We start from the raw sequence: 15113 nt of genomic DNA, 5'->3' as shown, positions 1-15113 counted from the left end.
GTTCGGGTCCCCGGGTTTAGTAGAGCAGTTCTACGTCGTCGAGGTACATGACGCTCCCCGTCGAGCCGGCGAAATAGTCGCCGTACTTGCTGGCCGAGGCGGTCAGCAGCAGATAGGTCGGCACTTCGCCTTCGTATTCTTCGTTGTAGTGCAGGTCGACCGTCATCGCTGTCCATTCGGCTACGGATTCCCGGTTGGTCCACTCTCCCCATGCAATGATATGGCCGTCGGTGCGGTCGTTCTTGCTGTTCTTGCCGTTCAGCGCCGTGCAGTAGGCCATGGTCTTGCTGTTGGCCGCGAAGTTGAGGAACGTGTCCGAGTAGCGGGTGTCGACCACATGCGGGCCGTCCATCTTGCACAGGCAGATGTAGACCTGCGCCACGTCGGCATCTCCGTTGCTTACGCTTCCGCCCGCGTTGTCCACCGTGCCTACGGTTCCTTTGTACCAGAACCGGAGTGCTTTGGGCCGATAGGTGAACGGGAACGGCTTGCCGAATCCGATTACGCCGTTGGGGATGTTGGTGCCTAAGTATTTGCCGACGAAGATGTTGCCTGCCGCAAATTTGCCGATGCCCCAGACCGAAGCCTTCTGCGATGCGAGTTTGGCCGACGTCGTGCCTGCGGAGCCCGGCCGCGACGTGTTTTCGTAGGTCGTTATGTTGATACTGGCGTTTGCCGAGCCGTGGTTGCCCGTGTCCCACCATTGGTCGGCGTCGGAGGTGTAGGGCAGCAGCGGGGTGTCGCCCGACCACACCTCGAATCCCGCGTTGTAGACTTGCGGCGCCTGGGGATAGGTTGCGGTCTGGGCGGCTCCGATTGTCGTGCCGTCGACCGAGAGCCGGTATTCGTATGCGGAGCCGAATTCCGCAGGGCTCGCCGCCGCATAGGTTTGCGCTCCGTCCGGCGTCAGCGCAATGCTTTGCCAGTCGGTGTCGCCTTGCCGGCGGTATTCCATCTTCACCTCCGATGCTTCTTGCAGGACACAGCCGCGCCATATCCGGTCGTTGAACCACGGGTTGGCCGAGGTCGGCAGGGCGCCCTGCGTGCGGACGGTCGTTTCTTTCGTCTCCTCGCCGCCGTCCTTGTCGGTGGCCGTGAGGGTCAGAACGTGGTCGCCGCCGCTTAGACGGTTCATGAACCGTTCGCCCAACAGCAGTCGCAGGGCGGTCGGGTTCTCGACTTCGAGCGTTATCCCGTTCGTGTCTTCCGGATAGTCGGCCGTGGCCGGAATCGCGAAAGTCTCTTCGCCGATGCCGACCTGTATTTCTTGCATGTCGGCGATGGAGCTGATGCGGTAGGCGATTTTCCCCGTCAGGTAGGGTTGTACTTCGTCGATGTCGAAGCCGTCGCCCGCAATCTGCGGATTGGGCCGGAAGATGATCGGGTCGTAGATTTCGTCGACCGTTTCGTCCAGCAGCAGCGTGAATTCGAGTGCGCCGCCGAGGTCCGGCGAGTACTTGAGCCGCAGTTCGTAGCAGACGCCCTCTTCGGCGGTCGCGGTTTTCGAGCCCGTTTTGGTCAGTTCCAGCGGTTCGCCGTTTTTCTCGCCCCTGCCCTCGAACTGCCAGCAGAACGCCGGCGCATCTGCCGGCAGGATGAAGTAGCCTTTCTTCGTCTCTTCGTAGACCAGGTGCGGCACTTCGCCTTTGTCCACGCGTTTTTGGTCGTAGGTGTCGCCCGCCGCTACGGTCGTGCGGAACGATTCCTTGAAAGTCGCCGCAATCGTTCGATCATAAATGACTTTGACGATGGTGTTGACCAGCCGGCAGTTGACCCTCACCGAGGTGGTCGCCCCCTCGACTATCTTGAAGTCCTGCTCGCCCCGGTAGGTCGGTTCGTCGAACGTCGCTTCGGTCTTGCTGCCCGCTTCCACCGCAATGGCGTATTCCCCGGCCAGCAGCCACAGCGAGGCCGGCATTTCCGTCGGCGCGTTGTAGCGGCGAATCAGTTCCCGGCTGCGCTGGCCCGTTTCGTCGGTTACATATTTATAGACACGTATGGCACAGCGGTTCCACGGATATTGGCTTTCGTCGGCCGTGGTCGCACGGCTTTTGGGCATCGCCAGGCTGAACGCAACCGCCCCTTCGCCCGGTTTGCCCGGCAGTTCCGCCGGGTTTTCGGTGCAGGCTCCGCCCAGCAGCAGGGCCCCCAGCAGGATGACCGTATGTAGGAATTGGCGTCCCATCGTTCGTCAGTTTTGCTCCGGTACGTGAAGCATGATCGTCGCTTCGGTCGTCTGTCCGGCATTGTCGGTGGCTACCAGTCTGAAATCCGTGTCGCCCGGGAACAGGCTCAGCATGTCAATAAGCTGGGCCGATATGGAGAACGTCAGAGAGGTCTGGTTCTTCACCGCGTCGCCCGTCGGGAACCCGAATCCGTTGAGTGCCGAGGCGATCTCTCCCGGGTCGGTCAGCTCGAACTGCGACGGCATCATGTCTCCGAGCCCGGTTTCGAGGGCTCCATGGATTTCCACCCACAGCGAGCGCACGCCCTGGGGAACGCTTACAAGCAGGTTGACTTCCATGCCGTTGAACGTTTCGTAGCGGGTCCCGAGGTCGTGGTCGGGCCATACGATGCGCGGTTGGTCGCCCGTCCCGTGCTTCACGGCGATTTTCAGCTCGAACGTGCTTTTCAGCCCCGCTTCGTCGGTAATGGTCATCGTGAAGACGTGGCTGCCTTCGTAGTCGTAGAGCACCTTCATCAGATCCGACAGCGGGAACGTGCGTTGCGTCACATTCAGATTGATGGCCGGGAATCCCCACGAGCGCAGGGCCGTGCGGGCCACTCCCTCCACGGTGAACATGTCTTTCGGTTCGGTCAGTTCCGCGGCGTTGAGCAGGTTCTGGAACGCGGCGTTGTCGGTCGTCGTACCCACCAGCAGCGACGCCATCGGTGTCTTGGTCGTGATGGTGAAGTCGCACGGTTCGTTGAAGTAGCCGTTTTCGTCGAATTTCGACGCGTCGAGCGTGTAGACCTCGTCGAACGAGTGGCCGGGCCATTCGAGTTTCGGGGCGTCGGGGCTGTTTTCGTCCGGGATGCGTTCTTCGCAGAGGGCCGTCACCGCAGTCTCCTTGCAGTCGACCACGATTTCGTCGTTCTCCAGCCACGTCTCGATTTCGGCGCTGATGATAATCGTGCCGTCTTCGGCGTTCTGAAGTCCTACCGTAATGTTGCGGTATTGTCCGGCCTTGGCGTCGCGGGCCACGGTCAGCGGCTGGCGTTCGATTTTCTTTTCGTTGAACGTCGTCGTCAGATAGAGTACCAGCGGGTTGCTCTGGTCGGCCGTGGGTTTCAGATAGCCCACCAGCGTGGGTTCCTTGCCCTCGAACAGCAGCATGTTCTTTTCGCCCAGCACCACTTCGGCATGGGTGTCGGTGCTCATCGTCGCAATGAGCGTATCCTTGTAAGCCACCGTCACCTTGACCGACAGCAGGCGGCAGGTCATGTCTTGCAGCGAGGTCGTGCCTCCCTTGGTGATGGTCACCGTCTGCGTGGCTCCGTAGGTCGGGGTTTCGCCTGCATCGGGCGTCGGGGCCGAGTAGACCGACAGCGTGTAGACACCCACGGGCAGTTCGATCTGTTCCGGGCGGTTGCCGTAAAGGAAGTGCGTGTCCGTCGTGCCGTTTTTGTCGGTCACCGTTATCGGCTGGCCGTTCGCATCGAGGATTTCGACCGTGTAGGTTTCAACGTCGGTGTTGCCCGCCGCCCGGGTCGCGGCATAGGATTCGGGGTGGTGGTCGATGTCTTCGGTGCGGTCCACTACGTTCATTTCCAGCGCCTCGAACGTCAGATAGCCTACGTTGCGGTTGTCGGGTTTCTCCGGGCCGCCCTCGAAGCGCGAGGTCTCCTTGATGCAGGAGACCGCCAGCAGCAGTCCGGAGAGCAGTACGGTCAGATATTGGGGGAAACGTCTTTTCATGGCTTCGTTTCTTCGTTGTCGTTTAGTTTGCCGGGTCGGGTTTGGCGTCATCGTTGAGTTCTTCGTCGACGGTTTCGGTGCGGATCGGGTTGTCGTTCAGTATGAAGGTCTCTTCGCCCGTGTTGTCCGTGTCGCCCGCTCCCGCCACGTCGAACGTGTAGGTGTAGAGCGTGCCGGCTTTCGGCGCGGCGTTCACCGTCTCCGCAAAGCGGATAGTCTGCGCGGGTTGGGTCGCCGAGGGTTTTTGCTTGGTCGCTTCGCCCGTTATGGAGAATTCGGCCGGGCGGACGAAGTACCATTTTTCCGCTTTTTCCGCTTTTTCCGGGGTTTCGCCGGGGTCATAGCCCGCCTCGAATTCGTTGCCCGCTTCGGTCGTCAGCTTGAATTTCGCTCCGTTGCCGAAGTAGCCCCGGAAGCGTTCGGTGAAGCGGATGCGCACAGCCGTGTTGGCCAGCCGGGCCGTTATGCGGATTTTCGTCGTTCCGCGGCCTACCGAGACCAGCGTCGTCTGCGAGCCCTCGAAGTAGGGCTGGCCGATTCCCTCGGGCGACTGCCCGGCTCCTACGTATTCCGTTCCGGAGAAAAGCGTAATCTTGTAGTGCGTCGCCCACAGAAAGTCGTTTTCGCTGTCGTAGTCATCCAGCGAGGGCCACACTTGCGTGAATTCGTATTCCGGGTCGGCGCTTTCCACCAGCAGGCCCAGTTCGTTCGCCGTGGGAATCAGTTCCGCAGGCAGTTCGGCCTGCGCTCGGGTCGCAGCTGCCACAGCGTTCGTGCATTCGGCCGTCAGGGCCAGCGTGCCGTAGCCTTCCGCCAGTGCGCCGTTTTCTTCTTTCGCACATCCCGCGGCCGCCAGCGCCATTAGGGTCAGTATCGCATATCTCTTCATTGCCGTCAGCCTTTTTAGTGCGCAATCGTTACGCGGATGTTGTCCATCCACATGCTCGTGTAGCCCGAAATCCAGGCGGTAGAACTTTTCTTGGCATATTGCCACGACAGGCAGGTCGTGGCCGCGCAGTCGGTGACCGTGAACGTGTATTCGTCGACAATGCCTTCCGTGAACGAGGCGTTCGAGCGCTCCGCAATGGTAAGCGTCGCAATGCTGTTAGGCAGGTTGTCGCTGCCTTTGAATCCGCCGCCGCCCTGGCTCGTGCCTACGTTGCAGCGGCAGTCGCCTGCTTTCGCGCCGTTGGCATTGGCGTTAAAAAGCACCCGGACGCTTATTTGCCGTCCCGGTTTGATGTACGACAGCGGGCGGGTGTCGATTCGGGCCGGGTAGTAGACCATGCCGTTGCTGTTGCAGCAGATGCGGATGGCCTGCCCGGCTTCTCCCTGCGCCCGTGCGGCATACCATTGTTCCAGGTTGTAGTCGGCCAGCGACTGAGCATAGGCTCCGCCTATGCCTTTGTCGGCATCGGCGTTGAACGATGTTATTTCGCTGAAATCCTCGAAGAACAGATAGGGGGCCATGACCGTGCAGCCCTCGGCCGTGGCGTTCGTTACTTCGCATTTCCGGCCGTAGACGCCCTCGGTGTTTTCCGAGCCGACGCCTATGGCCACCTGCATTCCGGCGCCCAGGGCATTTGCCTGGTCGCTGAATATGCGGGTCGAGAAGGTCCCGTCGCCGTTCGGCGTGATGGTCCGGGTCGTGGCGCTCAGTTCGAGGGTCGGGAATTCATAGCCCGCGGGCATCGTCAGCGAGTCGATCTCGGTCACCGGTTCGCCCAGGTTCGTCGGGTCGACCGTCAGTTTGTATGCTTGTTGCGGCCGCGGTTGGTCGATGGTCAGCCTCACCGGCGTCATGCGGCCTGCGGCGCAGTCGCGGAAGTTCCACGCCGACAGCGGCCATGAGTATTCCGTGCCGTCGGTCGCCGTGAAGCGCACTTGTCCGCCCGTCAGGTCGGCCGGGGCGATGAAGACCCAGAACGTGTCGCCCTCGTCGACGGGCGTCGCGAAGTCGAGCGTCACGGCTCGGGCCGTCGCCGCCGTCTCGGGGGCCGCTTCGGGGTGCGCGAGGTCCCACGTCATGCGGCCCGCAACGGGCTGCGGGAATTCGATGCGGAGTTTCTCGATGGGCCGTCCCAGCAGGTTGCGCCCCTCGGGGATGGTTATCTTCAGCGCGTGGACCTTGTGGTGGAACCGCAGGGTTATTTCGTTGAGTATCTCCTCTTTGAGTTCAGCACCCTGCGTCGCCGCAAGCATGATGTCCAAGTCGCCGTTCCACGTGCCGTCCTGCACGGTCGGAATCGTGTAGCTCACTTTCGTTCCTTCGGCCGCTTCGGGTGTGGGGTAGGAGGCATAGTAGTCGTAGGTCCCGGCGTTCATGCCGTCGATTTCGCCCGTGAAAAGTCCCTGTTCGGGGTCTTCGCGCGGGTACCACAGCGTGAACGGGACGTTGGCGAACGCGGCCGTCCCGCCGGCATAGGCCCACAGGGCGATCCGGTCGCCGCGTATCCAGCGGGCCGTCAGTCCGTCTTCGCACAGCGCCGTGCGGGTGGAGGGGGCGTTGATCGAAACTTCGATCCGGCGTCCGGTATCGGGCGTCAGCCAGTCGGCGCCGTCGTGGCACGAAACGGCCGCCGCCGCGAGGGCCGCGAGCGTCGGCAGGATGGCTAACTGTTTGATAATCCTCATATATTCCTCTTTGAAGACACGGCAAAAATACGTAACAAATCCTCCGAAAAGAAATATTTTCAACGAAATCGGTGATTTTCATCATGAAATCCCGGTTTTCGGGGCAAACGCCAAGAAGAAAGCGGCAGGTTTCCCCGCCGCTTCCCGCTGTCTTATTCTTGTTTCACATACTTGTCCAGCCAGCCGAAGAATTCGCGGTTCCACACCAGCGAGTTCTGCGGTTTGAACACCTGGTGCGCTTCGTCCTCGAATTCCACCAGCCGCGCCGGAATGCCGCGTACGCGCGCCGCCGTGAATGCTTCCAGCGATTGGGTGTAGGGGATGCGGTAGTCCTTTTCGCCCGTGACGATAAGTATCGGCGTGTCCCACTTGGCCGCCGATTTGTGGGGCGAATTGGCGTAGGAGCGTTGCGCCGTCGCGTTTTTCGGGTCCCAGTAGGGGCCTCCGTAGTCGTTGTTCACGAACCACAGTTCCTCCGTCTCGCCGTACATCGAGTCGAAGTCGTAGATGCCGCAGTGGGCGATGAACGCCTTGAACCTCTTTTCGTGGCAGCCCGCCAGGTAGTAGACCGAGTAGCCGCCGTACGACGCGCCCGCACAGCCCATTCGGTCCGCATCGGCCCACGGTTCGCGCGCCACGTCGTCGATGGCCGACAGGTAGTCGCGGATGTTCTGGCCCGAGTAGTCGCCCGAAATCTGGTCGAGCCACTCCTGCCCGAACGAGGGCAGGCCGCGGCGGTTGGGCGCTACCACCACGTAGCCTTGGGCCGCCATCAGCTGGAAGTTCCAGCGGTAGCTCCAGAACTGCGACACCACGCTCTGCGGGCCGCCCTGGCAGTAGAGCAGCACCGGGTATTTCTTCGTCGCGTCGAAGTCGGGCGGCAGAATCACCCACGTCAGCATTTGTTTGCCGTCGGTGGTGCGGACCCAGCGTTTTTGCACTTCGCCCATCTTCACCGCGTCGTAGACCGGGCGGTTGATTTCCGATATGCGTTTCATCGCGCCGTCGGCCGGGTTTATTTCGTAGAATTCGGTCGCCATCGAAATCGTGCACACTTCCGCCACGATGCGTCCGCCCGCCATCGTGAAGGCGTTGATGTCGTGGTCGCCGCGCGTCAGCACTTCGGCTTCGCCGTCGGTCAGCGCTGTCCGGCAGAGCTGGTGCGTGGCTTCGATGGGAGCTATGAAGTAGAGTTCGCCGTTGCCGTCCCACACTACGTTCATCGCGTTGTAGTCGAAATCTTCCGTCAGGTCTTCCGTCGCGCCCGTCGTGCAGTCATAGACCAGCAGGCGTTCTTTGTCCGATTCGTTGCCCGCACGGCGCATCGAGCGGAACGCTATCTTCTCTCCGTCGGGCGACCAGACCGGATATTTGTCGTAGCCCGGCATTTCGTCCGGCAGGTCGCGCACCTCGCCTGCTTCGCCCGCGCATTCGCCTTTGGGGGCCGTCCGCGGTTTGCAGATGTTTTCGGTCGCGCCCGTCGCTACGTCGTACACGAATATGTCCGAATCCGTCGAGACGGCGTATGCGGTGCCCGTCAGCGGTTTGCACGTGTAGGCCAGTTTGGTCCCGGCAGGGTTCCACGCTATCTCGGCCATGTCGAAATAGGGGGCCAGCGGGGCGTCCCACGCCGCCTCGGCGCCGATGATGTCCTTGCCGCCCGTCACCAGGCCGTCGCCCAGTTCGGCTACGAAGATGTGGCGGTAGTCGCCCTCATCCCAGTAGTCCCAGTGGCGGACCATCAGATCGTCGTAGATGCGGGCTTTCGATTCGGGCAGGTCGTTGTGGACGTCCGACGATTTGCGTGCCGCCACATGGACGGTCTGCACCCACCAGATGTGTTTTTCGTCGGGCGCCACGCCGAATCCCTCCACGTCGGGGATTCCCTCGCCGCCGCCTGCGCCCGTAATCTGCCGCGCGTGCGTCCCGTCGGTCGCCATCCGCCATACCTGCATCGAGCCGCTGCGGTCCGAGAGGAACCATACCGACTGCCCGTCGGCCGACCATTGCGGCGCCGCGCTGTTCGATGTGCCGTCGGTCAGCTGCCGGCATTTCCCCGTGGCGATTTCTTCCGTCCACACGGTCGTCACGCCGCGGTTTTCGGCCATGTTGTAGTCCGTCAGCGTGTAGAGCAGCCGCGTGCCGTCGGGCGAGAGCGACGACGAGCCTGCGCGGCGCATCTTCCACATCACTTCGGGCGTGAGCCGTCCGGCGGCGATTTCGTCGGCCGTCAGGGCGTTGTCGATTTTCAGCGGTGCGGGCCGCCTGTCGCACCCGCTCAGTCCCGCAGCTGCCATAGCCATAAGGAGGATGATTTTTTTCATTTCGGTTGAGGTTTTCCAATATCTGTTTCGGGCCGTCCCCGTCATCTTTGATTCCCGTTATTTCGTATAAAGTCCCTTGCCGTTCCTGGCGAGCTCCCTCCCTTGCCATTCCGAACGAGCCCCTTTTCTGTCATTCCGAGCGCAGCGAAGAATCTTCCCTTTGCCCCATTGTGTAGTTATTACATCATTCTTTGCCGTCTCCGGATGCCGGGTTGCAGATGACAGTTTCGTTGCGTATCTTTGCATCCGTTATGGATCTTACCGTTTTCTTCGCCGACAAGTCGGTGGTTTTCGCCCGGGAGCTTCCCCGCGAGGGGGCGTTTTGCTTCCGGCCCGCCGATTGCGGCGAGGTCGGCCGTGACAAGATAGTGAATTTTCTCCGAACGCACAATTCCGTGGCGGTTCTGACACCCGACCCCGAAGCCGCTTTTGCGCGTTTTGCCCAAGATTTCGTCGGGGTCGAAGCCGCGGGCGGTGTCGTTGAGAATCCGCAGGGCGAGCGGTTGATGATTCGTCGCAACGGCCGTTGGGACTTGCCCAAGGGGCATGTCGAGCCGGGCGAATCGGTCGAAGTTTGCGCCGCGCGCGAGATTCTGGAGGAGACGGGCGTCCGGGCCGAGGTCGTGGCGCCGCTCTGCGCAACGTGGCACGCCTATTGGTTCCCTAAGACGGAGCGGTGGGAGCTCAAGCGGACCCATTGGTTTCTGCTCCGCACTTCCGCCGCCGCATCTTTGGTTCCGCAGACCGAGGAGGGAATCGAGCAGGTCGCCTGGTGTTCGCCCGCCGCGTTCGCCGCCCGTCTGCAAGATGCCTTCCCTACTATCCGCCGCGTCGCGGAAGCGCTGGCCGCAATGAAGAATTAAGAATGAAAAATTAAAAATCGAAACTTCGGTCCGCCCGGAAGCCGGGGTTTGGCGAATGGTATCCCGTCGCCTCTTTTCGCCGAACAGGATTTTTAATTCTTAATTTTTCATTTTTAATTTAGAACTGCCCGTTCATCGCCTTGGCGATTCCCTCGGCTATCTGGTCGACGGCTCCTTGGAGTTTGCTGCCTATCATCATCTTCATCATCATGTTCAGTTCGGCGTGCAGGACAATCCGCAGGCGCGTGTCTGCGGCCGATACTTCGTGCAGCTGAATCCAGAATGCAAAGTCGACCGGTACGCCCCCTTCGTCGCCCACGATTTTCACGTGCTTGGCTTCCACGCGTTCTTCCATCCGGAGTTTTACGGTGAAGCCTTTCGCCTTGAACGAGCAGCGTTCCTCGTCGGCCTGCCACTCTTCCACCCGGTCCGCCAGCGCCGGCGTCAGGTTGTCGAAGCGGCTGATGGCCGCATAGATTTGTTCCGCAGGGCGCAGAATCTGTTGTTGTTTGGAGATGTATTCTTGCATAATTCGGAGTAGTTCGCAGCCGCAGTCCCGTGTTTGTCGCAGAACGGCGATTTTTAATTTTTCATTCTCGATTTTTAATTTGAAACGTCATTCGATTTCAAAGGTCCGGGCCGTGGGGCTGTCGACCGTTATGCGTACTTCGACGGTGTCGTCGGGCAGCAGGGGTTCGATTTTTTCGGGCCATTCCACCAAGCAGATGTCGCCCGAGTAGAAGTATTCTTCGTAGCCGAAGTCGTAGGCTTCGCGGACATCTTCGATGCGGTAGAAGTCGAAATGGCAGATGCGGCGGCCGTCCCGCCCTTCGTATTGGTTCACTATGGCGAACGTCGGGCTCGTCACCGTGTCCGCGGCGCCCAGCTGCGCCGCTATTTCGCGGATGAGGGTCGTCTTGCCCGCGCCCATTTCGCCGCGCAGCGCCACCACCGTGCGGGGGCCCAGCAGTCCGACGATCGCTTCGGCCACTTCGGGCAGTTCTTCCTGCGAGGCGATACGAATGGTCTTCATCGTTTGGGTTTGAGTATTAAATAAGGTACTAGCATCTCTTCCATCGAGATTCCGCCGTGTTGGAACGTGTTGCGGTAGTAGCGGATGTGGCGGTTGGCGTCGTTGTTGTAAATCAGGAAGTCGGTGTTGTAGGCGAATATGTAGCTCGACGTCAGGTTGCCCGAGGGCAGCTGGATGTCTTCCGGGCGGTGTACTTCGTAGACTTCGCGCGAGTTGTACGAAAGGTTGCGGCCCGTCTTGTAGCGCAGGTTCGCCGAGGTTTCGCGGTCGCCCGTCACCTTCACCGGATTGTCTACACGGATGGTTCCGTGGTCCGAGGTGATGATGACCGTGTGGCCTTTCTCCGAGAGCAGCCGCAGGATGGTGTAGAGGTCCGAGTGCTCGAACCACGAGCGGGTCAGCGAGCGGAACGCCGCTTCGTCTTCGGTCAGTTCGCGGATGATGTCCGTCTCGGTCCGCGCATGCGAAAGGATGTCCAGGAAGTTGTAGACGATTACCGAGAAGTCGGCGTCGTAGACTTTTTGGATGTTGTCCACCAGGCGCCGTCCTTGTTCGGGCCGCACCAGTTTGTCGAACGAGAATTTCCATTGCTTGCCGTTCTGGGCCATCAGCCGGCGCAGGAATTCTTCTTCGTATTGGTTCTTGCCGCCCTCCTCGTTGTCGTTGAGCCATTTGTCGGGCATCAGACGGTCGATGGCCAGCGGCATCAGACCTGCAAAAATGGCGTTGCGGGCATATTGCGTCGCCGTCGGCAGAATCGCGCAGTAGAAGTCTTCCGTCGCCACGTCGTAGTAGCCCCTCAGCAGCGACGAGATGGCCCGCCATTGGTCGTAGCGGAAGTTGTCGATGAGCAGCAGGGTCGTCTTTGCGTTTTCGTCGGCTACCGGGAAAATCTTCGAGCGCATCAGCGTGTGCGACATCACCGGGCTGTCGTCCGTGCGTTTGTTGATCCAGTCGTAGTAGTTGCGGCGCACGAATTTCGAGAACGCCTGGTTGGCTTCGCCCTTTTGGTAGGTCAGCACTTCTTTGATGCTGCGGTCGGTCGAATCTTCCAGTTCGATTTCCCACGACGTGAGCCGTCGGTAGAGCGAGCACCAGTCTGTAAAGGTGTCGGCCATCTGGAGCGATTGGGTGATGCGGCCGAATTCCGAGCGGTAGTCGGCCGTGGTCTGTTCGGTGACGAGCTGCTGCGAGTGGACGTGTTTCTTGATCGAGAGCAGTACCTGGTTGGGGTTCACGGGTTTTATCAGGTAGTCGGCTATCTTCGAGCCCACGGCCTTGTCCATGATGTTCTCTTCTTCGCTCTTGGTCACCATGATGACCGGGGTCGTCGGGCGCACCTCCTTGATTTTCGGAAGCGTCTCCAGCCCCGTCATTCCCGGCATCATTTCGTCCAGGATGATCAGGTCGTAGGCGCCTTCCGCCGCCATGTCGATGGCGTCGTAGCCGTTGTTGCAGGTCTCCACTTCGTAGCCTTTCCCTCGCAGGAACAGCACATGGGGCTTGAGCAGTTCGACTTCATCGTCGACCCAGAGTATCTTTACCATAGCGTCGTTTCGTTTTGCAAAATTAGTGTTTTTTACTCCTAAACGCAAAAAGCGGGGAATTATTGGGCAATTAAGAATGTCTGCCGCTAATCTCCGGTTTGTCATTCTGTCATCCTGAGCTCCTCTATGTCTTTCTGAGCGTAGCGAAGAATCTAAATCAATGTCATTCCGAGCGAGCCGTAAGGCGACGAGGAATCTATTTCTGCGGTCTCGCGGGCCCGGCTGGGGCGGTCGCGCTGTATGCGCGAGCCGGGTCCCGCGCAGAAGAATTGTCCGGCTATTCTGAGTGTTTTCCTCTGTCATTTTGAGCGTAGCGAAGAATCTAACCCCGTCCTGATTACCCTCCCCATTCCTCTTCCTCGGCCATGAATTTTTCGTTTTTTTCATTTTTTGTCTTCGTTTTCCGCAGTTTTGCCCGATATTTGTTTATCGGCTTGTGTCAGTGGCAGGTAGGACGCTGCTTCCAAAAAGTCCGTTTTTTTTCGGCGGTTTGTTGGCGGTTATGCAAATAAAGCGTATATTTGCGGTCCGGATTCCCTTTGAAGAACTTAATTTTTAACATCATAAACCATTATGACAAAAGCAGACATCGTGAGCGAAATCGCCAGGAATACCGGTGCCGAAAAGGTGCAGGTGCAGGCTATCGTCGAGGCTTTCATGGAGAGCATCAAGACGTCGTTGACCCATAAGAACAACGTCTATCTTCGCGGCTTCGGCAGTTTCATCGTGAAGAAGCGCGCCAAGAAGGTGGCCCGTAATATCTCCAAGAACACCACCATCACCATTCCCGCGCACAACATTCCCGCTTTCAAGCCGGCCAAGAGTTTCGCTGCCAAGGTTAAATAGCTTCGTCGAATCAAGAACCTCTAAATATTTCAAACTATGCCAAACGGAAAGAAGCATAAGCGTCACAAGATGGCTACCCACAAGCGCAAGAAGCGTCTTCGCAAGAATCGTCACAAGAAGAAGTAGGGTAGCGACGTCTATGAACGGTTAAAGCTAAAGGGGCCCCGGGTCCTTTTAGCTTTACCTGTTTTTTTGATTCACGTTCCGCCGTCTCCGGCGGAGCCCTTTCGCAGGGTGTTTCGCGCCCGTTCGCGTTCAGATTTTGGAGTTCGCCGCCCCTCCATTCCAACAGGCGGTCCCTTACTAATTTCAACCTTCCGCGTCTTCGCGGCGCGTATAAGATAAATGAACAGAGAGTTAATCGTAAACGTCAGCCCGGCCGAGATTTCCATCGCCTTGTGCGAGGACAAGGTCTTGGTCGAGCTTTCCAAAGAGCAGTGCCAGACCGGGTTCGCCGTCGGCGACATCTACCTCGGCAAGGTCCGTAAAATCATGCCGGGGCTCAACGCGGCATTCGTCAACATAGGTCACGAGAAGGACGCCTTCATCCATTACCTCGACCTCGGGAGCCATTTTTCGTCTTTGCAGAAGCTCATTTCGTCGTACGTTCCCGGTAAGCGGGGCTTGCGCATCGAGTCCATGAAGTTGGAGGAGCCCATCGAGAAGGGAGGTAAAATCGGCGATTATTTGCAGGTCGGGCAGCAGATCATGGTGCAGATTGCCAAGGAGGCCATTTCCACCAAGGGGCCCCGGCTCACGGCCGATATTTCGCTCGCCGGGCGCAACGTCGTTCTCGTGCCGTTTTCGTCCAAGGTCTTCCTTTCGCAGAAGATCCGGTCCGCCGAGGCGAAGAAGCGTTTGAAGCGCATCGCCGCCGGGGTCTTGCCCAAGAATTTCGGCGTCATCATCCGCACCGCCGCCATGGAGGCCCGCGACGAGGACATCGAGCAGGACATCCGCAACCAGGTCGAGCGGTGGCGCAAGACCGTTTCGGCCATCCGCAAGCATTCCGCGCCCGCTCAGATCATGAGCGAGATGAACCGGGCCAATACCATCATCCGCGATTCGTTGAACGGTTCGTTTTCGCAGATCGCCGTCGACGACCAGGCCATGTTCAACGAGATTCGCAATTACATCCGGCAAATCGAGCCCGAGAAGGAGAAGATCGTCAAGTTCTACCGCGGCAGCGTGCCCATCTTCGACAATTTCGATATTTCCAAGCAGATCAAGTCGCTCTTCGCCAAGTACGTTTCGCTCAAGCGCGGGGCTTACCTCATCATCGAGCGGACCGAGGCCATGAACGTCATCGACGTCAATTCCGGCAACCGTACCAAGGCCGAGGACAACCAGGAGCAGACCGCCATGGATGTCAACCTCGCCGCCGCCAAGGAGATCGCCCGGCAGTTGCGTCTGCGCGACCTCGGGGGTATCGTCATCATCGACTTCATCGACTTGCATAAGGCGCAGAACAGGCAGGCCCTGTTCGACGAGATGGTCAAGTTCATGGCCAACGACAAGGCCAAGCATACCGTCCTGCCCCTCACCAAGTTCGGTCTGATGCAGATTACGCGTCAGAGGGTGCGGCCCGTCGCCGTCGAGAGCGTCTCCGACGTTTGCCCCACTTGCAGCGGGTCCGGCAAAATCGAGCCTACGGTCATCTTGGATAAGAAAATCGAGAATCAGATTTCGTTCCTCACCGAGGACCGCGGGCATAAGTTCATCCGTTTGGTCGTCAGTCCTTACGTCGCCTTGTTCCTCAAGAAGGGTTTCTGGTCGCTCAGGCGGCAGTGGGAGTGGAAGTACAAGGTCCGTATCGACATCGTCGAGGACCAGTCCGTCGGCATCGTCGAGGTCCATTACCACGACAGGCAGGGCAACGATTTGATTAAGAAATAAATCCATAATTAAAAATGAAAAATTAAAAATCGCGGAGTATTTTCCCGGTTC

General features: G+C 59.3%; 11 protein-coding genes. 3 read left to right on the top strand and 8 right to left on the bottom strand.

Translation table 11 applies throughout. The features are described 5' to 3' along the window. Window positions 1-16: 16 nt before the first annotated feature. From QVG21_RS03325 to dpp5, 5 genes are all read right to left on the bottom strand, one after another. On the bottom strand, window positions 17-2185 hold the full coding sequence (locus QVG21_RS03325; RefSeq protein WP_287922258.1) for a PCMD domain-containing protein: 2169 nt from the start codon (window positions 2183-2185) through the stop codon (window positions 17-19). 6 nt (window positions 2186-2191) lie between these two features. Next, complete coding sequence (locus QVG21_RS03320) at window positions 2192-3919, bottom strand: DUF4493 domain-containing protein (protein ID WP_287922255.1); 1728 nt, start codon at window positions 3917-3919, stop codon at window positions 2192-2194. A gap of 22 nt (window positions 3920-3941) precedes the next feature. Further along, window positions 3942-4808, bottom strand: a complete 867-nt coding sequence (locus tag QVG21_RS03315) for a DUF4493 domain-containing protein (RefSeq protein WP_287922253.1) — start codon at window positions 4806-4808, stop codon at window positions 3942-3944. A gap of 14 nt (window positions 4809-4822) precedes the next feature. Further along, window positions 4823-6553 (bottom strand): fimbrillin family protein, encoded by a 1731-nt coding sequence (locus QVG21_RS03310; RefSeq protein ID WP_287922250.1) that lies wholly within the window; start codon window positions 6551-6553, stop codon window positions 4823-4825. 152 nt (window positions 6554-6705) lie between these two features. Next, window positions 6706-8877 (bottom strand): dipeptidyl-peptidase Dpp5, encoded by a 2172-nt coding sequence (dpp5, locus tag QVG21_RS03305; protein ID WP_287922247.1) that lies wholly within the window; start codon window positions 8875-8877, stop codon window positions 6706-6708. Window positions 8878-9128: 251 nt separating this feature from the next. Between dpp5 and QVG21_RS03300 the strand changes: the two genes are divergently transcribed. Then, window positions 9129-9740: an NUDIX hydrolase gene (locus QVG21_RS03300; RefSeq protein ID WP_287922244.1), complete on the top strand. Its 612-nt coding sequence runs from the start codon at window positions 9129-9131 to the stop codon at window positions 9738-9740. A 118-nt stretch (window positions 9741-9858) separates the two neighbouring features. On the opposite strand, the gene QVG21_RS03295 is transcribed toward QVG21_RS03300, so the two are convergent. The 3 genes from QVG21_RS03295 to porX all read right to left on the bottom strand — a co-directional run bounded on the left by QVG21_RS03295 (window position 9859) and on the right by porX (window position 12320). Next, window positions 9859-10269 carry an SRPBCC domain-containing protein gene (locus QVG21_RS03295; RefSeq protein ID WP_251214188.1) on the bottom strand — a complete coding sequence of 137 codons (411 nt, stop codon included), beginning with the start codon at window positions 10267-10269 and terminating at the stop codon, window positions 9859-9861. A gap of 87 nt (window positions 10270-10356) precedes the next feature. Then, window positions 10357-10773, bottom strand: coding sequence for a tRNA (adenosine(37)-N6)-threonylcarbamoyltransferase complex ATPase subunit type 1 TsaE (tsaE, locus tag QVG21_RS03290; RefSeq protein ID WP_251214187.1), 417 nt, complete (start codon window positions 10771-10773; stop codon window positions 10357-10359). Then, entirely contained in the window at window positions 10770-12320 is a 1551-nt protein-coding gene (gene porX, locus QVG21_RS03285) for a T9SS response regulator signal transducer PorX (RefSeq protein ID WP_287922240.1), read from the bottom strand. Before porX ends, tsaE begins: the two co-directional genes overlap by 4 nt. Window positions 12321-12893: 573 nt before the next feature. Here porX and QVG21_RS03280 point away from each other — a divergent pair. Beyond that, window positions 12894-13166 carry an HU family DNA-binding protein gene (locus QVG21_RS03280; protein WP_251214185.1) on the top strand — a complete coding sequence of 91 codons (273 nt, stop codon included), beginning with the start codon at window positions 12894-12896 and terminating at the stop codon, window positions 13164-13166. 345 nt (window positions 13167-13511) lie between these two features. Next, a complete protein-coding gene (locus QVG21_RS03275) occupies window positions 13512-15062 on the top strand; it encodes an Rne/Rng family ribonuclease (RefSeq protein ID WP_287922234.1) in 1551 nt (516 codons plus the stop codon). The last annotated feature ends 51 nt before the right edge of the window (window positions 15063-15113 follow it).

The sequence above is a fragment of the Alistipes sp. UBA6068 genome, assembly GCF_949428155.1.
Lineage (GTDB): Bacteria > Bacteroidota > Bacteroidia > Bacteroidales > Rikenellaceae > Alistipes > Alistipes muris.
Note: the sequence above shows the minus strand (reverse complement) of the source record. Positions and strands in the feature narration are given on the sequence as shown.